The organism is Holdemania sp. 1001302B_160321_E10, from assembly GCF_015552275.1.
Taxonomy (GTDB): domain Bacteria; phylum Bacillota_I; class Bacilli_A; order Erysipelotrichales; family Erysipelotrichaceae; genus Holdemania.
This window is the reverse complement of the sequence record NZ_JADNEM010000016.1, coordinates 1-24,798: the sequence shown is the minus strand read 5'-3', so window position 1 is coordinate 24,798 and position 24,798 is coordinate 1. Positions and strand designations below refer to the sequence as shown.

The following is a 24,798-nucleotide window of genomic DNA, read 5'->3' as shown; positions in this document are numbered from 1 at the left end:
GGTTTCTCAAGCTTGGCTTAAGCAACGCTGGTTTTCAAAAAATCCGGGTTGACCGTCAGGACGTCGCCTTTTTGATAAGCGCAGCGACCTTCGACAAAGGTTTTCATCAGCTGAAAATCAGCGTCGACAACGATCAGATCCGCGTCCTTGCCCGCGGCAATCGAGCCTTTATGCGGCAGGCTGAACAAGACCGCCGGATTTTCCGAGGTCATTTTAACGATCTCCGTGATCGGTTTATGCAGCATTTCCGCCAGATTTCGGACGCCGTAAAGCATGTTTTTGGAGCTGCCCGCAATCGTTCCGTCCTCCAGCAGCACCAGCCCCGCTTCACTGATCGTCCGCTTGTGTCCGCGGATCGTATAAACGCCCGCCGGCAGTCCGCTCATCGGCCCGGAATCGGAAATCATGATAAAGCGCGACATCGGTTTGATCCGGAACATGATTTCCAGCATCGGCTGACTGATATGAAACAGATCGCAGATGACCTCGCTGAAAATTTGATCGGAAAGCAGCGCCGCGCCATACGCGCCGGGTTCGCGCCGATCCATCTGCCGCATCGCGTTGCCGGTATGGGTTGAACACGCCAACCCCTGTTCGATCGCCCGGTTATATTCCGCAAACGTCGCGACGGTATGTCCGCCGCTGAGCAAGACGTTCTGACTGCGGCAGAAACGGATCAGTTCGCCCTGCGGATCCAGCTCCGGCGCCATCGTCATAGTTTGGATCTGGCCCTGGCTGGCTTCGATATAAGCCCGCATTTTCTCAACGGAGGGCTCAAGCAGCTCCTCCGGCTGAAATGCACCGCGCCGGTTCGGATTGAGGAATGGTCCTTCCATGTGAATGCCGAGCATCCGCGCTTCCCCGTTTAAACCTTGCTTTTGTTCGCCGATCGCCTGCGCGATCGCCGCCAGATTTTCCATTTCCGTCTCATTGTGATCACCCGCCGTCACCAGATAGCTCGTCACGCCGACCGCCGCCATCTGTTTGGACAGCGCGTGAAAATCTTCCGGTTTCGTCGACAAGGCCGAATAGCCGTAATAACCATGCGTATGAATGTCGATCAGTCCCGGCAGCAGCTTGTACCCGCGCCAGTCCTCATCCCACGCTTCCTCCTTCAGCTCAGCCACCGGCACAAGCTGAGTGATCTTTCCATCCTCCACGATGACCAGTCCGTCGATCACACCTGCCGGGGTTACGATTTCATTGCAGCGTATTTTCATGAATTTCTTTCTCCTTTTCGTTTAGTCCAGCTTCTGACAGAACTGTGAAAAATGCTCGTTGGTCAAAATCGGATCCGCGGACGTATAAACCCGCCGCCCCTCGACCCATGTTTCCTGAACCTCGTAGCGGTCGTTGATTATGAAGAAATCCGCGTCTTTCCCCGGAGCGATCGAACCCTTCTGCGCTTCGATCCCCAACAGCCGGGCCGGATTCAGCGACGCCATCTGGCTGACCCGCTGCGGCGCCAGCCCCAGTTTTTCGATCAGGTTTTCCATCCCGTAGAGAACATATTTTGAGCTGCCGGAAATCGTGCCGTCGTCCAGCAGAATCCGTCCGTCGGAATGTACGTGGACGCGCTTGCCATAAGCGAAATAGGTGCCCGGTGCCACCCCGGAGAGCGTATCGGAGTCGGAAATCATGATGAACTTGTCAAAATTATGCTTTATTCGGAACATAATTTCCAGCATCCGCGGTGCCAGATGATAGAAATCGCAGATGATTTCGCAGACGACCTCCGGATCCAGCAGCGCCGCGCCCAAAGCGCCGATATCACGCCGGTCGATCTGGCGCATTGCATTGCCGGTATGAATCGATACCTGGATACCGTCCCGAACTGCCTGACGCATTTGTTCGTCGTCCGCCAGAGTATGACCGGCCCCCGCGACAATCCCGTGTTCCCGCAGCCAGTGAATCGTTTCCGCCGCGCCCGGCATTTCCGGTGCCAGCGTCATATACTTGATCTTCCCGCGGGCCGCCTGCCAATACGCCTCGCACTTTTCCACGCTTGGCAGAATGACTTCTTCCCGCGGTGTCGCGTTGTGCTTGTCCGGATTGAAAAACGGCCCTTCCATGTGAATGCCTAAAATCCGCGTACCGGTCACGCCTTCGTCCAACGCCTCCGCGATCGCGCTGAGCATCTCCATCTCATGCGCCTTCCAGCCCGAGGTTGTCGCCAGCGTCGCCGTGACTCCGATCGAAGGCAGAATTTTCGATAAGCCCTGAATTTCCGCCTTGTCGATCGTTTTGGCTGACCAGCTGCGATAGCCGTGGCTGTGCAGGTCGATGATGCCCGCGAAGATCCGCTGATCCGCAAAGTCCCGGGCCGCCGCGATCTGCGCCGGATTTGGATTTTCGATCAGACCCGCAAACTTCCCGTCCGCGACCTGCAGCACCCCTTCCACCATGCCCTGCTCCGTCAGGATCCGGCGGCTGTAAAATGAAACTGTTTCGTTGCCCAATGTCGTCAACTCCTTTCCCAGTTGAAGAAGCGGCCCTGTTGAAACAAGCCGCTTCGGGTTAACCCTATTATAACAGACCGATCAGCGTTCCGATCAAGCCGAACGCAAAGATTGCCAGAATCACCGTATTGACCTTGACGCCCTTGCGGATCGCACCGAAGGCTCCCAGCGTCAATAAGAGCGGCAGAATCTTCGGCACGATCTGATCGAAGACCTCCTGCAGCACCAGCGTTGTTTCGCCGATCTGCGCTGTAAACCCAACGTTGAACGTCACCATCGTCGCGATCATCGCGCCGACCGTCGTCAAGCCGATCACCGTCGCCAGCTTGGTCATGTGCTGAATCAGACCGTTTTCATACGAAGTTTGAATAAACTTCGAGCCCAGCTGATAGCCCCAGATCGTGCAGTAATACCGGATGATCAGATGCGGCACGTTGAACAGAAGCAAGAACAGGATCGGGCCGAGAATGCTGCCCTGCTGCGCCAGCGAAATGCCGACGCCCGCCGCAATGACGCGGAAGGTTCCCCAGAAAAACGAGTCCCCGATGCCCGAAAGCGGCCCCATCAGGGAAACCTTGACCGCATTGATCGTCGAAGGATCCATATCCTTTTTCTCGGCATATTCTTTTTCCATCGACGCGGCCATGCCTAACGAGAACGTGCAGATGTTCGGTGTGATGTTGAAGAATGCGGTATGCCGTTTCAGCGCTTCGACTTGTTCCTGCGGCGTTTTGCAATAGAGCTTGATCGCCGGGAACATCGCCCAGGCAAAGCCCAGCGCCTGCATCTTTTCATAGTTGAACGAGCCTTCCAAAGCAAAGGAGCGCCAGAACAGCTGGTTGATCAGTTTTTTCTCATCGGATTTCATCACGTTACTCATTGAAGAACGCCTCCTCTTCACTTTGGGCATCCGGCTGCGCCGCCATCCGCGGAGTGCGGGATGCGCTGATATCCTGAACGATCATAACGATTCCGATCGTCGCCGCAATGCCGGCAATCGCGATAATCGGCAGATTCAGATAGACTGATAAAATGAAGCCGAAGAACAGAAAGACGCACAGCCGGTTATCCCAAAGCATGTTCATCAACAACGCGAAGCCGACAGCCGGCAGCATCTGGCTGGCCGCGCCCAGGCCGGTGATGATGATCGCCGGGATTTTCTCGACCAGCGCCTGCATCGCTCCGGCTCCAAACTGCAGCGAAACAAACGCGATCAGACCGTACAGCGTAACATACAGCGCGCAGTGACCGAAATGGAAGCGCGTGATCTTCCCGAAATCGCCCGCTTCGGCGAATTCCTCGACCTTGTGCATCGTCGTCGCACGGAAGAAATAAACGAGATATTTGACCATCTGCTGAAGAATTCCGATCGGAACCGCCAGCGCCAGCGCGATCTCTACGCCCTGATGCATGCTCATGGCGAAGGCCGTGCCCAGCACCGACCCCATGTTGGAATCCGACGGTGTTGCGCCGCCGATCGACACCACGCCTAAGAAGATCAGTTCCAGCGCTGCGCCCATGATTAACCCTTGTTGTAAATCGCCGAGGATCGCACCGACTAACGGAGCCAGAACAATCGGCCGGTTAACCATGACGTTGCCGCCGATATCCCCCGCCGCCTGACCGGCTGCCGCCACCAGGGCGATCAGAAGTGCTTGAACCAGTGTCATAAACAGTCCTCCCTATTTCCGGACGTTTTTCAACGCCTCTTTGACCTGAACCTTGTTGCTCGTCGGGATCATCTGAATTTCAAACGGCAGACCGGCCGCTAGAATTTCTTCGATCGCCGCGATGTCCGCGTCGTCGACATAGACTTCCTTGGTCATCATCATCCGGTCCCCTTTGTCGATCCGGCCGCTGTTGCCGATGTTGACCCGTTCGATGACTGACTTGTCTTCAATCTTTTGCAGCAAACGCGCCGCATCGACCGGATTTTTCATCACGACCAGAATGTTCATGCCCGCCGCACGGGGATTGTTGATCAGCTTGGCCGCCTCGTCGATCGTCTTGATCAGCAGCTTCAGATGCTCCGGCACCGCCAGCTTCATCGCCAGGCTCTGGATCGGATCCGTCACCAGCTCATCGTTGGCCACGATGATGCCCTTAATGTTCAGCTGTTTCGTCCACATAAACACCACCTGTCCATGCAGCAGCCGATCGTCAATCCGCAGCATTTTAATCATTGTCACGCCTCCTTTCTTTTTTATCCTCCGGATCGCTCCGGTGAATTTCCTTGTTGTTTCCGGAATGTTTCCGCCGCGTCAGAACAGTTCGTCTTCCGTTGGCGGACAAGCCAGGACGGCATTGCCGTAGATCATCCCCTGCCGGGCTTCCGCCAGCGCCGCAGGGATCGCCCGGGCCAGCGGTTCGGGGCTCAGACACAGCTGCAGCACCAGATTCAGATTCATCCCCGCGACGATGTGCACGCGCGGATCCTGCGCCAGGGCAAGCAAGGCGTTGTTGACGCTGCCGCCCCACAGATCGGTCAGAATCAGAAATTCGTCGGCCGTCCCTGCCGCCAGCCGTTCTTCGATCTGACGCTTTAAGCAATCGGGATGACTGCCGGGCAACAAGGCCAGCGTGCTCAGATGCGGATCATCGCCGATGATCATCCGCGCGGTATCCGCCATGCCCGATGCCAGCGCGCCGTGCGAAGCCAGAATGATTTCTCTCATCATTTTTCCTCCTGAAAGTTAAACCCCTGAAGGGTCCTGTCGGTCGTTTTCGATATAGTCGTAAAGATAGGAAATCTCATCGATTGGAACGGTGACGTTGTAATTCTTAAGCAGCGGTGCAAAGCTGGCGTTGACCTGTTTGATGAAGTCGCGGTGAGCCTGGACAAACGGCGTCAGATCTGCCAGTGATTCGATCGCCGTGCGGGTCACTAACCGTTCGATCAGAAAGCTGACATGAATATAGATGCCGACTAGCGTCCGGCTTTGAAAGCGCCGGTTCATCTGCCGCTGCAGCGCGCTGACCGCTTCGTATACGCAGTCCAACAGACGCGCGGGATTGAGGATCGTCAAATTTTCCATCAAGCTCTGCAATGAGAAGTTCTTTAGCAGCTGCTGCTGAAACAATTCCAGCTCCGCCGTGTCCAGCTCGCCTTCCAATGCCTGATTGAGCGGCTCCATCGAGCGGAAGCTGACGATATCCTCCAGCGCCATCGTATTGACGTTTTCCGGATGGAAACCTAACGGCCCGATCAGAATCAAAACCTCGTAACGGTCGAATAAGACCTGCCGTTCTTGCGGCGACTGCAGCGTCGCGTAATCGGCTTCAATAAACCGGATATTTAATGGACGAGGCAGCGACCGGGCGAACAGCTCCGCCAGCTTGCCGCTGATCTTCACCGAAATATCGCTGGTAAAGAGAATCGCCCGTTCTTTTTGCTTGCGCGCCAGAATCCGGTACCGGCATTGATAACTCTCGCACGCTGATTTCAAAATCGTTTCCAGCGGTTCGCACCGGCTTAAGCGCATTCCGATATCCAGTGCAAGTCCGGTTGAGATATTGTTGATCACGCCGACTTCCATCGGACAGTCGAGATGCTCGGCAATTCCTTCCAGCGATCCCATATCGACCAACAGGATCATCGAGCGGAGGTAAGAATGGAATCGGATAAATTCGTTCAGTTTTTTCTCGATCTCGCCAACCTCCGTATCAAGCGGCATATCCAGCGCGTCGAAAATTCGTTTTCCCAGCAGCTGGTTCGCCGCATCCGCAATGCTGGACGCCGTCGAATAGCCGTGGCTGATGATGATGCCGCAGTTTTGCCGGCGTATCGGCTCCTGGTTATAAAAGCGGATGTTCAGCGTCAGAAAGATCGTGTTTAACGGCTGGGAACGCAATTCAAGCGATCCGCATATTTTCTCAGTCAGCGACTCTGCTAACGCCGTTGCCTCCGGAAGCTGCTGACGCAAGGTGTTCAGGCAGCCCTGAATCGCTTCCTGCCGCTGACTTTCCCAGACGGCCAGACTGGAATGAATTCGCGCCAGTGCGCACGTCATCCGGGCCAGCACAAAGCTGCAGTTCGGCGGCAGCGTCAGCCGCTGATCCAGATCCAGCGTTTCCAGTTCGCGGCGGATCTGAGCTTCGATGACCGCCAGCCGGCTGTCCTCCTCCTTTGCCGTGAAGATAATCGTATCGTAATATTCCCGCATCCGCGTCAGCCCCTGCTCCAGAAATTGGGCAAAGACGCGGTGCTCGTTATAATAGTGCCGGTGACTTTCCAGCAGATGATCGAACAGCTTTAAAATCTGATCGCTGCCATCCTGACGGCGGAATTGTTCGATCGGCAATGGCGTTGACTCCGACGGCTTGCGGATTTGGCTTAACGGTAAGCGGCCCAGCAGCTCCGGCGGCAGATCCATCGCTTTTAACACGATGACCGGCTCTTGCGGATGTTGGGAATAGGCGGCCGCGCACATCGTTTTTAAACCGTTATTCAGTTCCGCTAAATTCAGTCCCGGCAGATCGGCGCACAGAGCGCCAAACAGCCGCGCGGACATTTTAATCTCCCGGTTCAGCTTGCGTTGTTCCTTCAAAAGCAGCTGGATCACCAGTTCTTCCCGCTCCTGAACCGGACGGCGGGAAAAGGCAGGAACCTGGCAGTGAACCGGGATGCTGAGCAGCAGCTCAGGCTGCAATGCCTGCGCAGACCGGCTGGCCAACGATAGAATAAAGCGGGCGTTATTCGTCAAGACCGGTTGTGTTTGGCGAGCCCGGGTATAGGTGCCCGAGCGGATCAATTCAGCCAGCTTCAGCTGACATTCCGCACTCAGCTGATCGGCTTCCGTCAGGTACACGACACCCTCCCCGGCTTTTTCAATCAAGCCTGAGCGCACCGTGCCCTCCTGTTCCTCACCGAACAGCTCGGCAAGCTGGCGTTCAGGAGTCATTTCCGCACTGACGCTCCAGCGCACAAACCGGGCGGCGGCCGAATTCAGATGTTGATCCGTGAGAAATTCAAACGCCGACTGCGCGAGAAATCGCCGTCCGCTGCCGCGTTCCCCTTCCAGAAGCACCGCCAGACCGCTGGGGTATTGCATCGCCGACTTGAGCTGCGCAATGCAGCCGGCCAGAGAGCCGTCGGCCCCGACTACGTTTTCAAAGTTTCGCGCCGGAAACGGCTTCCGGGAAAGTGCCTGAACCAGATCGGCGACATTGAAATATTCCTCGTCGGTCAACGTCACCTGATATTTTATTTCCAGCTCCTGCCTCGCCAGATAGTAAACCGGACGGGAGCTGATTTTGACGCACGCGTTTTCCTTGCACAGCTCGTTGAGATACTGACTCGCCAAGGTGCGCGACAGATTCAGCTGCGCGGCGATATTCCGGGTCGTCATCCGCTCCAGCTGCGTCAAACCGTAGATCCGGGTCTGGTTTTTCAGCCAGATGAGAATTTCCTCTTTTGTTTTATTCATCCCATTCACCTCGTTCAGATCGGCTGATGGCTTCATTATAGGATATTCACCCGATTTGTCTTTACATTCATCAAGTTTCAACACTGACTGCCTAAATTCAGATCGTTTTGGCACTGTCAGCGACACGTTTCATCAGTGACGAATAGCCCAGATTGGTGACGACAACGCTCATCTCCATGAAAGCTCAGCCCTTTTTCATTTCCATTGTACGTGAATCTCCCCGCTCTGTCGCTGTGCGGCCTGAGTTTAACATTTGAAAAAAACTGGTTTCCATGACGGATTTACCAGTTTTCAATTCGATCTCAGTTTAAATAAGTTCATGATCTCCGCAAATTAAAAAACTGAAATCGGCCTTCATCTTCAGCCTGATTTCAGTTTTTAAAATAATCAACAGAGCTATCCATTATCCTTTTTCAGCGGCGCAGTCATACTGCTTCACTATTTCAGAATGAAACAAAATGAATCCCGAGAAACTCCCCTGCCAAAGCAAGATTACAGCGGCGTCTCATTGTAACTGATCTATGAACCGCGGATTAACCGTGGCTTCCTGATGACAATCATATACGCATATGCCGTTCACATAGGTCTGGATCAGACGGTCCTCGTCATCCAGAATGATGAAATCGGCGTCCATTCCCGGAAGCAGCTTCCCTTTTGTCGTTAAACCGAATAATGCCGCCGGATTCTCAGACGTCATTTTCAGAATTTCAGGAATTGACTTGTGGAGCTTTCGATAACAATTACGAACACCCTGAAGCATATGGGTTACGCTTCCCGCTAAAACGCCATCGTCAAGCACGAGCTTCCCTTCCTCCGTCACAGTATAATGCCGCCCCTTTTCATAGTAATTTCCTCGCGGGAGTCCGGACAGGGATTCTGAATCGGAAATCATGATAAACTTTCCCATTCCTCCTTTTTTAATTCTGAACATCATTTCCAGCACTTCCTGCGATACATGCACAAAGTCGCAGATGACCTCGTTATACAAAGCCTCTGAAAGCAATGCGGCGCCGAAAGCTCCGCCATCCCGGCGGTCAATCGGAGACATCGCATTCCCCGTATGCGTTGATGTAGATAAGCCTAAAACAATCCCTTTGTTATAGACTTCAAAGGTAGCGGTCGTATGACCGCCTGATAACAGAATATGATGATTCTGACATTCACGCATCAAGCTTCCTTCAGGATCCATTTCAGGCGAGATAGTCATATACTTCAGATGCCCGCCGGCTGCAGAAATATAAGAACGGAGTTTATCGACAGAAGGCTCGCATAATTGACTCAGTGCGAAACCACCTTTTTTTGCCGGATTCAGAAAAGGCCCTTCCATATGGATTCCAAAGATCTGCACCTCATCCTTAATCTCCGTCCGCCTCTGTTCATCAATAACGCTTGCCAAAGCAGAAAGATTCTCATACTCCTTATCAAAATGTTCGCCGGCTGTCGGAAAAAATCCAGTAACCCCGATTGAGGTCATTGCCCTGGCTAAACCATGCAATTCTTCAGGATCCGCAGACTGAGCGGAATAACCCAAATAACCATGCGTATGAATATCAATCAGTCCCGGCAAAATCTTATTTCGCTTGAAATGATCTTCGCCTGACTGTAAATCTGGATAAAGGCCAACAATTTTCCCATCCTTGATTTCCAGCGTTCCTCTTACTGCTCCCTGAGGCGTCCAGATTTCATAGTTTTCAAATTTCATGAGTCATTGTCCTTACAACAGACCGACAAAAGTGCCTAACAATCCGATAACAAAGATCGCGATGATCAGGGTGTTCACCTTAATTCCTTTCCGGATCGCATAGAAGACGGCCATCGTTAATGATAACGGCAGTAAATTCGGCATGATTTGATCGAAAATCTCCTGAACCACCAATTCCATTTCGCCAATTTGAACGGTCAAACCGACATTAAGGCTCACCATTGTGGCAATCATGGCGCCCACGGTCGTCAAACCGATGACGGTCGCCAGCTTGGTCATGTGATGAATCAGACCATTTTCATAGGATGTCTGAATGAATTTTGACCCCAGGACATAGCCCCAGATCGTGCAATAGTAGCGCAGCACTAAATGCGGAACATTAAACAGAATTAAGAACAGAATCGGGCCCAAGACATTGCCCTGCTGAGCCAGCGAGATGCCCACGCCCGCCGCGATGACGCGGAAAGTTCCCCAGAAAAAGGAATCGCCGATTCCGGAGAGCGGCCCCATCAAGGAAACCTTGATCGCATTGATCGCAGCGGGATCCATCGTTTTTTTCTCAGCAGCCTCTTTTTCCATGGACGCCGCCATGCCGAGTAAAAACGTGCTGATATGCGGAGTAATATTGAAAAAAGCGGTATGTCTCTTTAAAGCTTCGACCTGTTCCTCCTGAGTCCCGCAAAATTCATGGATTGCCGGAAACATCGCCCAGGCAAATCCCAAAGCCTGCATTTTTTCAAAGTTAAACGAACATTCCAAAGCAAATGAGCGGTAAAACAACTGACGGGTTAGCTTCTTCTCCTGCGGAGTGATTTCAAATTTACTCATTAAAGAATTCCTCCTCTGCCTGATCCTGGCCCTGCGGCAAACTGATCTCCGGTTGTTTACGGTTATGGCTCATATCCTGAACCACCAGCAGAACGCCGATCGTTAAAGCGATACCGGCGATCGCGATGATCGGCAGATTGAGATAAGTCGCTAAAATAAAGCCTAAGAACAACAAAACACAGAGCCGATTATCCCAAAGCATGTTCATCAGCAGCGCAAACCCGACAGCCGGAAGCATCATGCTTGCCGCATCCAGCCCATCCAATATAACCTGAGGAATCTGATCGACAAGATTCCGCATCAATTCAACGCCGAATTGCAGGGAAGCAAAGGCGATGAAACCATAAATAATCGCAAAAATCAGAATGCTTCCAAAATGCAGCCGCGTAATCTTATTGAATTGCCCCTGTTCAGCATAAACCTCGACTTTCGACATCTGGGTAGCACGGATGAAATAAACTAAATACTGCACCATTTGCATTAATAACCCGATCGGTACCGCCAGCGCTAAAGCAATTTCCACGCCCTGATTCATACTGATCGCAAACGCTGTGCCCAATATGGAGCCCATCGTTGAATCCGAAGGCGTTGATCCGCCGATTGAAACAACGCCTAAGAAAATCAATTCCAAGGCAGCTCCCATAATTAACCCTTCATACAAATCACCGAGAATAAACCCCACGATCGGCGCCAAGACAATCGGCCGGTTTAACATCAGCCCGCAGCCGCTTTCAGTTACTAATAAGCCGCCAAAAGCAACAAATCCAATCAAAATAGCCTGGAATAGTGTCATTGTTTCTCCTCCTCACTTCCGGATGCTTCTTAAAGCATCTTTAACATTGACTTTGTTGTTTGTTGGAATCATCTGGATATCAAACGGCAGTTCATAGCTCAGAATTTCCTGAATCGCTTCAATATCGGTTTCATCAACATAGACTTCCCGGGTCATCATCTCTTTGTTTCCTTTGTCAATCCGGCCGCTGTTTCCGATATTAATTCGCTCGATCAAGGTTTTGTCCGGCAGTAATCGAAGCAATCTCGCCGCGTCGGCCGGACTTTTCATCACCAGCAGAATGTTCATTTTAGCGGAACGTGGATCCTGAATCAGCCGGGAGGCTTCTTCAACGGATTTGATCAACAGTTTAATTTGTTCTGGCACCGCTAATTTCATGGCCAGACTCTGGATTGGATCCTGAACCAGCTCGTCGTTGGCCACGATAATCCCTTTGATGTTAAGCTGTTTCGTCCACATGAATACGACTTGTCCATGCAGCAGCCGATCGTCAATCCGCAGCATTTTGATCATACATTTCCCTCCTTTCTCATTTGAAGTTCACTGGAAAATATCCAGTTCATTCCTTTTTAAAACCAGGATTCCTCTTGCGGAATCTCGTTTAATTTAGCGTTGCCGTAGACCATTGACTTCTGCGCTTCATTCAGAATGGATTCGATGGCCATGCCGCCGGTTTCCACATCGCTCAAACACAGCTGCAAGACTAAATTCAGATTCATCCCGGCAATCAAATGAACATGGGCATCCGCACAGAGAGGAAGCAAGGCGGTATTGACGCTGCCTCCCCAAAGGTCGGTAAGAATTACCGTTAATTCGCCAGGCCAGGATTTGATCATTCCTTCCACTTTTGTTTTGAGCAGTTCCGGCTGCATTCCCGAAACCAGGGACAGCGGAATCAGCTCTGTTTGATCTCCAACGATCATTCTGGCCGTATCGGCCATGCCTTCGGCTAACCGGCCATGTGAAGCTAAAATCAATCTTTTCATTCTGCCTCTCCTTCCAACTCTTTTTTATTAAAGGCTTCATCATTCGCGATATAATCATACAAATAAGATATTTCATCAATCGGAACGGTAACGTTATAGCTTTTCAATATCCGTTGGAAACTGATATGGACTTGATCAATAAAATCCTGATGTTCTTTTTGAAAACGCGTTAAATCCGCCTGGGACTCAATCGCGGTTCTTGTCACCAGCCGCTCAATGAGAAAACTGACATGGATGTAAATTCCCACAAGCGTCCGGCTTTGAAACCGGCAATGACGCTGCCGTTGAAGCTCGCTGACGGCTTCATAAACTGAATCCAGCAAATGTGCAGGATTGAGAATCGTGAGATTTTCCATCAGACTTTGCAAAGAAAAATTCTTTAATAACTGCTGATGAAATTGATCCAGTTCCTCCTCGTTTAATTCATCCTGAAAAGCTTCCGATAAGGGCTGCAGGTTTCTGAATCCTACGATATCTTCTAAGGTTACTGAATTCACGCCATCCAGTTTCAAGCCTAACGGTTTAATTAAGAGGACGACATGATATTGCTGAAAGAAATCGTCATTTTCCAACGTCGTCTTCAGTCTCGAATACTCGACCTCAATAAATTTGATATTGACCGGACGGGGCAAAGAGCTGCGGAACAGTTCTGCCAATTTCCCGCTGACGCGGATTGAGATATCATTTGTAAATATAATCGCTTTGGGTTTTTCTGTTTGCCGCAGCAGTCGGTAATGGCATTGATGGCTTTGACAAGCGGCGATGAGAATCGCTTCCAGTTCTTCGTTCTGTTTAATCCGATTGCCGACGTCCAGCGCTAATCCTGTCGATATATTGTTAATTATTCCAATATCCATCTTTGAATTTAAATGCTGGGCCATCGCTTCCAGCGAACCCATGTCGACAAGAACCAACATTCCCTGATAATAAGAATGCATCTGCAGGAATCGATCCAGTTGCTTTTCAATCGCGGCGACTTCAGTATCCAGCGGCATGTCAATGGCATCAAAAACCTGACTTTGCAATAACTGATTCGCGGCATCCGCAATACTGGACGCCGTGGAATAACCATGACTGATTATAATTCCGCATAACTGCCGGCCTTTTTCCTGCTGATTATAAAAACAGATATTCAAGGTAAGAAAGATAACGTTCAGCGGTTGTGTTTTGATTTCCAGTGTAGCGCATAGCCGGGAAATCAATTCGTCGGCAAGTGAGAACGCCTGCGGCAGCTCCTGTTTCAAAGAATTCAGACAAGACTGGATCGAATCTCTCTGTTCGCTCTCCCAAACGGAAGCGCTGGTTTTCATTTGATGAAGAGAATCGATCATTCTTGCTAAAACAAAACTGCAGTTTAAGGGCAAGGTTAGCCTGGCATTGTCTTTCGCTTGATCAATCAACGTTTGAATTATATTTTCAATCGAACTGATCCGCGGATTCTCTTCTTTTTGTTCAAAAACAATCATGTCATAATACTTCCGCATGATCTCCAACCCGTCCTTCAGAAAAGAATTGAAATGATGATGATTAAAAAAGTAATCCCGATGCGCTTCCAGCAACAGATCAAACAGATCGAAAATCTGATGACTGTCATTCTCAGGAACCAGTTCGTTGATCGTTAAAAAGACAAGTTCCTCTTTCAAGCCTTTCCATTCCAAAGGAATTTTCGATAACAAAGGTTCCGGCAAATAAACTCGCTTCAAGCACAGGCTTTGTGTCTTCTCCTGTTCCAAAAAAGCATTGGCACACATCGTCCGAATACAATTTTTCAACTCATGAATATTCAGCCCCAACGTATTACTTCCTAACAAGGTAAATAGAGATTGCGAAAGTCGTATTTCGCAGTTTAATCTTTTTTGTTCCTGATTCAGAAGTACCCTTACTAATTGTTCCCGTTCTTCAGCCGGACGCTTTGTTAACGGCGGAATGCTGCAATGAACTGGTATGCTTAATAATAAATCCTGTCCCAAACATTCTAACGAAGGCGTATCCACCCCAAGGATTACCCGCGTTTGACTGCTGATGGGATGTTCTGAATCTCCCATGCGGGTAAACTGTCCAGTGTTGATATAATCAGCGATCCTCTGCTGACATTCCAGGCTCATTTTATCGGCCTGTGAAAGATAAAGAAGACCGTTATGACATTTTTCGATAAAGCCTGTTTGTTTTTTAACAGAGCTGTGGATTCCGAAAAGATCTTCCAGCATTTTATCCGAGGTTTGTTCTGAATTAAATTGATATGTGATAAAACAAGCTTTATCCATGACGCGATGTTGATTTTTTAAGAATTCAAAAGCAAGCCGGGCTAAAAATGTTTTTCCGCTTCCTCTTTCACCCTGGAGGATCACGGGCAACCCATGCGGATAAAGCATCGCAGCTTTTAACTGCGAAATACAATAGCCTAACGAACCATCCTCACCCACCGCGTTAAAAAAATCCTGCGGCTCTTTCTGCTTCTGCTTTAACGCTTCAATTAAATCCGGCATATTGTAATATTCGTTATAGGTTAACGTCACGTTATACTTTTTCTCCAACTGTGTTTTATCGAAATAATAAACGGGTCTGGAGTTAATTTTGATACATCGCCCCAGTTTACACAATTCATTCAAATATTGGCTGGCTAAAGAACGGCTGATATTTAAAGTATTGGCAATATTGCCGGTGGACATCGCTTTTAAAAAGTCAACGCCATGACGGCAGGTTAGATCTTCTACGATTTTCTGAATTTCTTTCTGCGTTTTTTTCATGGACTCACCACAGCTCTCTAAGGTTGACTTCTGTCTTCATTATAAGCGTTGGAATAAAATTGTCTGAAACACCAGAGAACTTCAACACTGTTTAACAATTTTCATTTGTTTTCAACACTATTTGTCCTTTTTAACAATACGATTCTCCAAGTTATTCATTTCCGAAAATCTTACATTAACTACAAATGAATCAGAGTCACCTCTGCCATGATACCGCTCGAAAGCGATTTAATCTATCATTCAATAACTTTGGCAAATTTTACCTGTTTGTCAAAGTACCAAAAAAAAAACTGCCAAGCTTACGCTTAACAGTCTGCCTGACGCAGATAGGCGATTGCACTGACGCCCGGCCCGGTATGCGTGCCGATTACGCTGCCCACGCCGCACACCTGCGAACTGACGATCGCTTTTTCTTCCAAGAACGCAATCAGATCACTGACCGCTTCCCGGTTTCCCGTATAACCAAAGATCGGTTCCACCTGAGGATCCGGCATTCCCAGCTTTTCCATCTGCTGCCAAAACAGCTGCAGTGTTGCTTTCTTGCCGCGGGCTTTGCCTAAGACGCTCAGCTTGCCCTCCTCCAGGGTGATCATCGGATGGATGCCCAACAACGAACCCGCAAATCCGGCGGCCTTGGACAATCGTCCGCCTTTTACCAGAAATTCCAGCGTGTCCACAGCGGCCAGAACGACGATGCGCGATTTCAGCTGATCTAACTGCGCCGCGATCTGCCTGGCGGACTGTCCGGCATCGCGCAGCCGGATCGCTTCGCGCAGAAGCAGCTGTGTGCCGATCGTCGCCGATAAACTGTCGACAATATAAATCGGTTCGTATTCACAATAATCCTTCGCCAGCTGCGCCGATTGACAGGTTCCGCTTAACTGGCTGGACAACGTCAGAACGAGGATCTCCTCGCCTGCCGCTTTTGCTTTCTCATATTCCGTCAGAAAGTCGTTCGGCGAGGGCTGGGAGGTTGTCGGCAACTGACCGCTGCCCGTCAGCTTGGCATAAAATTCTTCGATGTTCAAATCAATGCCGTCGCGGTATTCTTCATGGCCGAACAGCACCTTCAGCGCAACAACGCCAATATTGAGCTGCCGGGCTGCCTCCGGGGTCACATCGGCCGTGGAATCAGTGATAATACGAACTGTCATATCGTGTCTCCTCCTTGAGATAGTTTGAATATCAATATAAAAATCTAACCCATTGTAACAGCGTATTCTCCCCTTGGCAACCCTTTTTCGCAAAATAAAAACGGCATTTCAAACAATCACTTGAATGAAAGCCGTATCATTTAAAATTCAGTCTCAAACAGCTCGAGAATTTCCTCACGGCTCATCGCGGCGATCGAGCCGTCGGAACCTTCGATGACCGATTGCGACAGCTGCTGCTTCTGCTGCTGAAGCTTGCTGATCTTCTCCTCTACCGTGCCTTCGACGATCAGCTTGACAACCTGGACGTTGCGCGTCTGGCCGATCCGGTAGGCGCGGTCGGTCGCCTGATTCTCCGCCGACAGATTCCACCATGGATCGTAATGAATGACGATCTCCGCGCCGGTCAGGTTCAATCCTGTGCCGCCGGCTTTCAGCGAGATCAGAAAGACCGGCGTCTTATCACGGTTGAAGCTTTCCATTAAATCAAAACGCTGCTGCTTCGGCGTTGCGCCGGTCAGCAGATAGGTTCCGATCCTGCGCTTCTCGCATTCATCCCGCAGCTTGTCCAGAATTGTCGTAAACTGGGAGAAGACCAGAATCTTCTTGCCCGACTCCACCGCATTTTCAATCAGCTCCATGCAGGCAGTCAGCTTGCTCCGCTCGCCCCCGTAACCATCAAATACCAGCCCCGGGTCGCAGCAGATCTGCCGCAGCCGCGTCAGCATCGCCAAAATCATGATCTTGGAGCTGCCGGCGTTGGTTTGCTGATCCAGCGTCTGCGTCAGCTGCGTCTGGATCTGCTGCAGCGACGCCTGGTAGAGCTTCTTTTCCGCTTCGCTGAATTCGATCTGCAGCACGCTTTCCGTCTTTTCCGGCAGTTCCTTCAAGACGTCCTGTTTCACGCGCCGCAGAATAAACGGCGATACCAGCTTCTTTAATAACGTCAGCCGTTCTTCGTCGTCATACCGCACGATCGGCAGCTCGTAATTTTCCTTAAACTGCGCGTAGCTGAACAAATAGCCCGGCATTAAGAAATCGAAGATCGACCACAGCTCGGCTAATGAATTCTCAATCGGCGTACCAGTTAAGGCAAAGCGGTGGCGGGCCTGGATCTGCTTGACGGCCTGGGCACTCTTGGTCCGCTGATTCTTGATCGCCTGCGCCTCATCGAGCACCAGATACTGAAACGCCAGCGGCTGGTACAACGCCTCGTCACGCTTGACGTAGTCGTAAGACGTGATGAGGATGTCAAAATCATTTGCGGAAGCCAGCGTATTCTGACGTTCTTTCAGCGTGCCGTGCACGCAGCCGCATTTCAGCTGCGGCGCGAAGCGGTGGATTTCCGCCTGCCAGTTGAGGATCAGCGAAGCCGGGGTGACGACCAGACTGCAGCCGCCTTCCCCCTGCAGCCGCGCATCCTCCAGCACGGCGATCATCTGCAAAGTCTTGCCGATGCCCATATCGTCGGCCAGAATCCCGCCGAAGCCATAGTGGGCGATCGTTTTCAGCCAGCGGAAGCCTTCCTTTTGATAGGTGCGCAGAATCTTGCGCATCGAGTGCGGCACGTCGAATTTGCTTTCCTCAATATTCTTAAAGTCGCGGATCATCGTTTTGAACTCCTGATTCCGCTCGACCTTGATCTCCGGCGTACTCATCAGCCGTTCGTTCAGCGCCAGCGCCCGATAGTTTTCCAGCGTCACCGGCCCGGCGCCCAGCTGCTTCGGATCAACCTGCAGCGCGTCCAGCATCGCCAGCATTTCTTCGGTTTCGCCCTCGCCAATTGCGAAGTAGTCGCCATTTTTCAATCGCACATATTTTTTCTTCTGCTGATAGCCGCGGAAAATTTCTTCCAGTTCCTGCGGCGTCAGCTGCGGACTGTCAAGCTGCAGCTCCAGCAGGCCGGAGGTCAGCCTTACGCCGACGGAGAACGAAGCCCGCGAACGGATCTGAACATTTTTCAGCGATTCGCAGATATAGACCTCCGCCAGATCCATCAGCTTGCCTACCCCTTCCGCCAGGAAGCTGAATTCCTTGGTTTCGTTTTTCTCAATCCAGGCGATCTGGGTCAGCGTGTCAATCCGCGTCACATACTGCCGGATGATCGCGCGCACTTTCTGTTCCTTGCGCAGGTTGCGGTTATCGCGGTTGGTCAGCGTATCGAAGCCGATGTATTCGTTGGGGCCGTAACAGAAGCGGATCGTAATCATGATCGTGTGCGGCGCCGGCTCGTCGATATACACCCGCGTGACCAGCGGATCCAGCCGGACCGGCAGCTCGTCCATACCCAGCACCGGAATCAGCTCGCTGACCGGCTGCAGGACGTTGTAATAGAAATTCTTGATCTGTTCGTGACTGACGAGCAGCTTGCCGCCCTGCTGCAGCCGTTTTAATAAGGGTCCGCACAGGATCCGGTACCGCGGAAGCAGCCGGATCAGCGTGCCGCCGACATAGACATAATCGGCCTCATTGCTGGACAGATAGCGGTATTCGTGCGGCGTGACCGCAAGCTGGTAGTCCTGTCCCTGCCCTTCGACCTGAAGCGTAAACTGCGGATTTTCCTCAATCATCACCATCGGCCGGCCATCCGCCATCATCACCGGATGATTCCAAAACAGCTCATAAAAATCATCGACGCTGCCGCCGCTCAGCTTGACATAGCGCGCTCCGGTATCAAAATTGGTCTGGGATGAATAGTTGCGGCGGATAAAGCGCAGAATTTTCTGCGAGACTTCGTCGAACGACTCCGGAACATGCAGAAACTGCAGTTCCTTGCCATAGCTGACAATCGCCGCCTCGTTCATCCGCGTCATAAATTCGCCGAGATTTTTCAAAATGTATTTTTTCTTGCGGCCGATCCGGAAACTGACCAGCAGCTCGGAATTGGAAAACATGACCTCCGGCTGCAATTCGACCGGATCGTTCTGCAGCATCACCGGGTCGTCCAGCACCGCGGAATTGACATACGCCTCGATCAGCTGCTCGCTTTGCGAAAACATCTGCCGGCGACGCATCTGCTGGATATAGTCGGCGGCGTTCTCCCGGTAATAAAAAGGAAAATGGTCGATCGTCCGTTCTTTCAAAAACATCAAAACCGCGCCGATGTGGGCGCAGGCTTTTTCATCGTGGACACAGTACGGGCATTCACAGGAAAAATGAAGCAGCTCGCCGGTCACAGAATGCAGCGACAGCTTGACATGCTGCAGATACGGATAGACGACGGCTTCGACCTCGATCAGCTGCAGCGTTTTATATTCAACGGCCGACAGCGACTGGATGATCGAGCGTTCCTGATGATAACGCCGCGCCAGATTCCACGTCCGCTCGTCAAAATAGGTACTCAGATTCGTTTCGTCCAGAATCATTGGCACCGGTTCCTCCTTTCCGATTGTTCCATCAGAAAAAGCCCCGCGACGGGCTTTTATTCTGATTTCAGCTCCCGGGCCATCAACAGCTTGATCGCCTGGGACGGCTTTTCGCCTTCGTACAGCACGCGGTAAACCTGTTCGGTGATCGGCATGCTGATGTGCTTCTTAATTGATTCTTCATAGATGACCTTGGCCGCTTTTACGCCCTCGACCGTCTTCTTATTGGTTTTCCAGAAAATCTCCGCGCTGTCCTGACGGCCGATCTGCATGCCGGCCTGGAAGTTGCGGGAATGCGGAGAGGTGCAGGTGACGATCAGATCGCCGACCCCGGTTAATCCCAGATAAGTTTCGGCCCGTCCGCCCTGCGCGATGCCGTAGCGGGACATTTCTGCCAGACCGCGGGTCATCAGCGCCGCCCGGGCGTTGTCGCCTTCGCCCAGTCCGGTAATGATGCCGCTGGCAATCGCCATGATGTTTTTGATCGCCACGCCGGTTTCCGAACCGATCACGTCGGTTCCGCGGTAAACGCGGAAATAATCGTTGGAGAACAGCTCCTGAATCTTTCTGGCTGACGCTTCGTTTTCACAGACCGCATTGACCGAGGTCAGCTTGCGGAGAATGACCTCTTCGGCGTGTGAAGGGCCGATCAGAGAAACGACGTCCGTCAGTGTTTCCGGCGTGAAGCATTCCTTGATCACTTCGCTGAGCCGCTGATGGGTCGTCGGATGGAATCCCTTGGCGACGTTGATCACAATCACCGGATGATCCAGCGCCGCCGCAGCCCGGCGGCTGACTTCCTCCACCGCGCCGGTCGGCACCGCGAAAAGCAGGATATCGGCGGTTTTGACCGTATCGAACTCCAGCGTCGCTTCGATGGCCGGATTGACCAGTACCTCCGGAAAGTATTTCGTGTTGCGATGGAGCTTCAGGTCGGCAATTTCCTCAGGGCTCTTGCCCCAGATGACGACCTCATGATGATTGTCCGCCAGCACCTGCGCCAGCGCCGTGCCCCAGCTTCCGCTGCCCAATACGCAAATTTTCATATTGCGCCTCCTTTAGTCCTTACTGCGGGCGATGATCCGGATCGGCGATCCGTCAAAACCAAACGCTTCCCGCAGACGGTTCTCAATATAACGGCGGTAGGAAAAGTGCAGCAGCTGCGGATCGTTGACGAACAAAACAAACGTCGGCGGCGCGACCGCTACCTGCGAAGCATACAAAATCTTTAAGCGCTGACCGTTATGCGTCGGCGCCGGAGTTGTCAGCTGAGCGTCCATCACGACTTCGTTGAGCACGTTGGTCGCGATTCTTAATTGGGAATAGTGATAGACGTCTTCGATCATCGGCAGCAGCGTATTGACGCGCTGATGGGTTTTGGCCGAGACGAACAGAATCGGCGCGTAGCTCAGATACACAAACTGCGTGCGGATTTGTTCCGTCACCCGGTTCATCGTCTTCTCATCTTTTTCCACGGCATCCCACTTGTTGTATACGATAATGATCGGTTTGCCGGCTTCATGCGCATACCCGGCGACATGCTTGTCCTGTTCGCGGATCCCGCTTTCCCCGTCGATCACAAACAGCACGACGTCACAGCGTTCAATCGCGCTCATCGCGCGCAGCACCGAGTATTTTTCAATATTTTCATAGACCTTGCCGCGCTTGCGGATCCCGGCCGTATCGACGACGACGTAATGCTTGCCGTCATGTTCAAACGGAGTATCCACCGCGTCGCGGGTCGTGCCTTCAATATCGGAAACAATTACGCGTTCTTCTTTTAACAGCGCGTTGACCAGACTGGACTTGCCGACATTCGGCCGGCCGATGACCGCGAAGCGGATGCCTTCCAGCTCCGGCTGCTGCTTTTCAGGAAATGCCCCGACCAAGGCGTCCATGACGTCGCCGATGCCGATGCCGTGCGATCCGCTGACCGCGATCGGTTCCGAAAGCCCCAGCGCATAGAACTCATAAATATTTCCCTGCAGCGTCGCGTCGTCAATCTTATTGACGGCCAGAACGACCGGTTTGCCGCTGCGCCGCAGCATCCGCGCAATGAACTCGTCGTCGCCGGTCACGCCGTCGCGGCCGTTGACGACAAACAAAATGACGTCGGCTTCCTCGATCGCAATTTCGACCTGGGCTTTAATTTCTTCCTGAAACGGCTGATTTTCCAGCTGAATTCCGCCTGTGTCAATGACGCGGAAATCCTGAGTCAGCCACGTTCCTTTTCCGTAAATCCGGTCCCGGGTCACGCCCGGGGTATCCTCGACGATGGAAACCCGTTCGCCCAGGATCCGATTAAAAATCGTTGACTTTCCGACATTCGGACGGCCAACGATGGCAACCACACCTTTAATCATGGTTTCCCTCCTTACTCTTTTCAGCAGCCAGCTGCTTGATCGCCGCAACGACCTCCTCGATCGTCATGTCCGAGGTATCGACGCAGACGGCGTCCTCCGCCTGCCGCAGCGGCGAATGGATCCGCTCCATGTCCTGCCGGTCGCGCTGTGCGATTTCCGCGACGAGCTGATCATAGTCTGAACAGATTCCCTTCTGCTGATTCTCCAGAAACCGCCGTTTCGCACGGGCCTGGGGCGAAGCGGTCAGAAAGATCTTCACTTCCGCCTCCGGCAAAACAACCGTTCCGATATCCCGGCCATCCATGACGACGCCTTTGTCCGCCGCCATTTTCTGCTGCCGCTCGACCAGTTTCTGACGCACTGTTTTTAGTGAAGAAACCCGGGACGCCGCCATCGACACGGCGTTGGATCGGATTTCATCCTGCATCTCCACACCGTCCAGGAACACCTGTCCCTGCGGAGTCAGACAAATTTCAGTCCGGTCGATCATCGCGCCCAGCGCAACTTCATCATCCAGCGCCAGCTTTTCGTTCAGCGCTTTGTAGGCGATACAGCGGTACATCGCCCCGGTATCTAAATGGATATAGCCACATTCGTGAGCCAGCCGCCGGGCAATCGTACTTTTCCCCGCGGCGCTGGGCCCATCAATCGCAATGTTCAATTTCATTAAATAATTCCTTTCTGAAGCAGGATCCAGTACACGACGATCCCCAGTACCACTAACAGCGCCAGGATCAGCAGGACCAGAATGAAGTTTAACAGACGATTCGTATAGGATACGGAATCGTTCATATCGTTCAGCTCATCTTCATAGTCGTCCATCTGCGCCCGCAACTGTACCGTCTCGCTCATCAGCTTTTCACGCAGTTCTTTTTCTTCCTGCATGTGGGAGCGCAGTTTGCCGAAGAAGCGATGCGGCTGGGTCTCGTCCTCTTCCCAATCCTCGTCTTCCTCGTCCTGATCTTCCTCTTCTTCCTCGTCGTCATCCTCATCCCGATGCCGGCCGAACAGTTTCCAACGCGGTTTTTTCGTTTCTTCTTCGTCCTCGTCGTCCCATTCGTCATCCTCTTCCTCATCGTCTTCGTCCTCGGCAAGGACCGGCTGGATGTCCGTGGTTTCTTCTTCAACCGGCGGTTTCATCCGGCGTGATTTCTTGATTTCCGGGGTTGGCGCCGGTTCCAGCGTCTTTAACATTTCGCCGCTGTTGCCGCTCTGATCAAGCAGCTGCTTGACCTCCATTGAGATCGTGTTGCGCAGCGTGTCGTCCTCCGGCAGCACAAACGACGGGATATCCATGTCATCCAACAGGTTATCCTTGCTCGTGCTGACCATTTTTTCCTCAAACGGCCGGATTGAGCTCTGTTCGCGCAGCTGCTTCAAAATGTTGACCTGCGTGTCCTCACTGGCTAACAAACCGCGCTGCTTGTTGTACTCCTTTACTTCGCTGATGTACTCGTCAAGATATTCATTATTAAAAGAAGAGGCTGCCGGACTCGCCTTCTCTTTCTGCGTTTCATCCGCAAAATAAGCTTCGCGGCGCAGATGGATCGGATCGTGGTTTTCTTCTTCTTTAACTTCCAGCTGTTCCGTTGCAGTCGTATCCAAACGGCTTAGCCGTTCGGCATAGGCGGAGATCCCCTTCGTGCTGATCTGCGATTCCGCATCGTTCTGCAATTCCTGCCTCAGTTTTTCATATTTAGCCTTACGCGACATATTCTGCATACACAGTGCCTCCTAATCTTTTTCATTATATCAAAAATTGACTCCAGTTGCGAAGAAAACTGACGGTTTGCCCGGATTCTTTTGTAAAAGCGGCTGGTCAGCTTTTATTCCTGCGGCCTCACTTGGAATCATGTCCACGATCATTTTCCAATTTTCTTCATCCTGCCGCCGATGAAAGCGAGGATCAATCAAGAATTAAAAAAGCTGGCGATTGATTCTGAGCGCTGATTTGCCAAAGCAGATCGCAACCCGAATATCAAAATCCCAGCCCAGAAGCTTCTTTTTTATTCCGTCCTATTTCGCGGCCGATTTTCTTCAGCGGTGCAGAATCGGCGAAATGTGCTTATATAACAGGAACACCATCAACGACGTCACAATTCCTTTAATTAAATTGAACGGTGTCGTGCAGAACAATACGAGCGTGAACGCGTTATCGACAAACGGAACAACCTTGGCGCCCATCGAAATAATCGCTTCCAGCGGCATATTGAAGAAGAACGAATACGCCGGAAGCATCACGAAATAATTTGTCAAACCGCCGACCAACATCAGGCTCACCGTGCCCAGAATCATGCCGATCAGCGCGCTTTTCAGATTCTTATGCCGCCGATAAAGCCAGGCGGCCGGCAGGATAAATGCGCAGCCCATTACAAAGTTGGCCAGCTCCCCGACATACGCCGTACCGGAACCAAAAAACAGACAGCTTAGAAAGACCTTCATCGCTTCGATCGCAACGCCGGCCAGCGGTCCCATCGCAAAACCGCCGATCAGGACTGCGACCTCACTGAAATCCAGTTTGTAAAACGGCGGAGCGATAAAGGGAATCGGAAAATCAAATTCCATCAGGATAAACGCGATCGCCGCTAAGATGCTGACTTTGGCCATGGTTTTAATGTTGAAAAATTTTCTGTTTGTCATCTTTTTTCCTCCACTTCTGACAACGCTGACTTTTCCTGTCCTGGCGACAAAAAAAGGTTTCAACAAAACCTTCGGGGTAGCTCTATGAAAAAGAAAAAAACATTCTTTCATCCAGACTTTACTGTCGCCACTGGAATTCCACCAGTTCGGCCGAGAATCGGCTCGCGGGGTTTACCGCCGGTCGGGAATTGCACCCTGCCCTGAAGTTTTATCGCCTTTATCATAACCTTCACAAATGAATTTGTAAAGACCTTGACAAGAAAAAGAAATTAGATAATAAAAAACAAGAGTTTTTTGCGTGAATTTGAAAAATCTCAAAATCTCAAAAAACATCAATA

At 51.5% G+C, this 24,798-nt stretch carries 20 protein-coding genes and 1 riboswitch; all 20 genes read right to left on the bottom strand.

Features of this window, described 5'->3' with window-relative positions; all coding sequences use genetic code 11:
- Positions 1 to 17 precede the first annotated feature (17 nt).
- Entirely contained in the window at positions 18 to 1,220 is a 1,203-nt protein-coding gene (gene nagA / locus I2D94_RS10705; protein WP_195396867.1) for an N-acetylglucosamine-6-phosphate deacetylase, read from the bottom strand.
- Positions 1,221 to 1,241: 21 nt separating this feature from the next.
- Complete coding sequence (gene nagA, locus I2D94_RS10700; protein ID WP_195396865.1) at positions 1,242 to 2,459, bottom strand: N-acetylglucosamine-6-phosphate deacetylase; 1,218 nt, start codon at positions 2,457 to 2,459, stop codon at positions 1,242 to 1,244.
- 67 nt (positions 2,460 to 2,526) lie between these two features.
- On the bottom strand, positions 2,527 to 3,339 hold the full coding sequence (locus I2D94_RS10695) for a PTS system mannose/fructose/sorbose family transporter subunit IID (protein WP_195396863.1): 813 nt from the start codon (positions 3,337 to 3,339) through the stop codon (positions 2,527 to 2,529).
- Positions 3,332 to 4,129, bottom strand: a complete 798-nt coding sequence (locus I2D94_RS10690) for a PTS sugar transporter subunit IIC (RefSeq protein ID WP_195396861.1) — start codon at positions 4,127 to 4,129, stop codon at positions 3,332 to 3,334. The genes I2D94_RS10695 and I2D94_RS10690 overlap by 8 nt, the downstream gene beginning before the upstream one ends.
- Positions 4,130 to 4,141: 12 nt before the next feature.
- Positions 4,142 to 4,642, bottom strand: coding sequence for a PTS sugar transporter subunit IIB (locus I2D94_RS10685; protein ID WP_195396859.1), 501 nt, complete (start codon positions 4,640 to 4,642; stop codon positions 4,142 to 4,144).
- Positions 4,643 to 4,720: 78 nt separating this feature from the next.
- On the bottom strand, positions 4,721 to 5,137 hold the full coding sequence (locus tag I2D94_RS10680) for a PTS sugar transporter subunit IIA (RefSeq protein ID WP_195396857.1): 417 nt from the start codon (positions 5,135 to 5,137) through the stop codon (positions 4,721 to 4,723).
- Between the two features lie 15 nt (positions 5,138 to 5,152).
- Complete coding sequence (locus I2D94_RS10675; protein WP_229056851.1) at positions 5,153 to 7,885, bottom strand: sigma 54-interacting transcriptional regulator; 2,733 nt, start codon at positions 7,883 to 7,885, stop codon at positions 5,153 to 5,155.
- Between the two features lie 505 nt (positions 7,886 to 8,390).
- A complete protein-coding gene (gene nagA / locus I2D94_RS10670) occupies positions 8,391 to 9,587 on the bottom strand; it encodes an N-acetylglucosamine-6-phosphate deacetylase (protein ID WP_195396853.1) in 1,197 nt (398 codons plus the stop codon).
- 12 nt (positions 9,588 to 9,599) lie between these two features.
- Positions 9,600 to 10,415: a PTS system mannose/fructose/sorbose family transporter subunit IID gene (locus tag I2D94_RS10665; protein ID WP_195396852.1), complete on the bottom strand. Its 816-nt coding sequence runs from the start codon at positions 10,413 to 10,415 to the stop codon at positions 9,600 to 9,602.
- The gene (locus I2D94_RS10660; RefSeq protein ID WP_195396850.1) at positions 10,408 to 11,208 is read right to left on the bottom strand and encodes a PTS sugar transporter subunit IIC; all 801 of its coding nucleotides are present in this window, start codon (positions 11,206 to 11,208) and stop codon (positions 10,408 to 10,410) included. The genes I2D94_RS10665 and I2D94_RS10660 overlap by 8 nt, the downstream gene beginning before the upstream one ends.
- 12 nt (positions 11,209 to 11,220) lie before the next feature.
- The gene (locus I2D94_RS10655) at positions 11,221 to 11,721 is read right to left on the bottom strand and encodes a PTS sugar transporter subunit IIB (RefSeq protein WP_072683403.1); all 501 of its coding nucleotides are present in this window, start codon (positions 11,719 to 11,721) and stop codon (positions 11,221 to 11,223) included.
- Positions 11,722 to 11,777: 56 nt separating this feature from the next.
- A complete protein-coding gene (locus I2D94_RS10650; RefSeq protein WP_195396848.1) occupies positions 11,778 to 12,194 on the bottom strand; it encodes a PTS sugar transporter subunit IIA in 417 nt (138 codons plus the stop codon).
- Positions 12,191 to 14,941 (bottom strand): sigma 54-interacting transcriptional regulator, encoded by a 2,751-nt coding sequence (locus I2D94_RS10645; protein WP_195396847.1) that lies wholly within the window; start codon positions 14,939 to 14,941, stop codon positions 12,191 to 12,193. The genes I2D94_RS10650 and I2D94_RS10645 overlap by 4 nt, the downstream gene beginning before the upstream one ends.
- A gap of 305 nt (positions 14,942 to 15,246) precedes the next feature.
- Positions 15,247 to 16,095, bottom strand: coding sequence for a DegV family protein (locus tag I2D94_RS10640; protein ID WP_072683405.1), 849 nt, complete (start codon positions 16,093 to 16,095; stop codon positions 15,247 to 15,249).
- 140 nt (positions 16,096 to 16,235) lie between these two features.
- A complete protein-coding gene (locus tag I2D94_RS10635; RefSeq protein ID WP_195396845.1) occupies positions 16,236 to 19,457 on the bottom strand; it encodes a DEAD/DEAH box helicase in 3,222 nt (1,073 codons plus the stop codon).
- A 56-nt stretch (positions 19,458 to 19,513) separates the two neighbouring features.
- On the bottom strand, positions 19,514 to 20,503 hold the full coding sequence (locus I2D94_RS10630) for an NAD(P)H-dependent glycerol-3-phosphate dehydrogenase (protein WP_195396843.1): 990 nt from the start codon (positions 20,501 to 20,503) through the stop codon (positions 19,514 to 19,516).
- A gap of 12 nt (positions 20,504 to 20,515) precedes the next feature.
- Positions 20,516 to 21,820 (bottom strand): ribosome biogenesis GTPase Der, encoded by a 1,305-nt coding sequence (gene der, locus I2D94_RS10625; RefSeq protein WP_195396842.1) that lies wholly within the window; start codon positions 21,818 to 21,820, stop codon positions 20,516 to 20,518.
- A complete protein-coding gene (cmk, locus tag I2D94_RS10620; protein ID WP_072683409.1) occupies positions 21,813 to 22,487 on the bottom strand; it encodes a (d)CMP kinase in 675 nt (224 codons plus the stop codon). The genes der and cmk overlap by 8 nt, the downstream gene beginning before the upstream one ends.
- Entirely contained in the window at positions 22,487 to 23,542 is a 1,056-nt protein-coding gene (locus I2D94_RS10615; RefSeq protein ID WP_072683410.1) for a hypothetical protein, read from the bottom strand. The genes cmk and I2D94_RS10615 overlap by 1 nt, the downstream gene beginning before the upstream one ends.
- Before the next feature lie 315 nt (positions 23,543 to 23,857).
- Positions 23,858 to 24,460: an ECF transporter S component gene (locus I2D94_RS10610; RefSeq protein ID WP_195396840.1), complete on the bottom strand. Its 603-nt coding sequence runs from the start codon at positions 24,458 to 24,460 to the stop codon at positions 23,858 to 23,860.
- A gap of 95 nt (positions 24,461 to 24,555) precedes the next feature.
- Positions 24,556 to 24,672, bottom strand: a riboswitch (FMN riboswitch).
- Between the last annotated feature and the right edge of the window lie 126 nt (positions 24,673 to 24,798).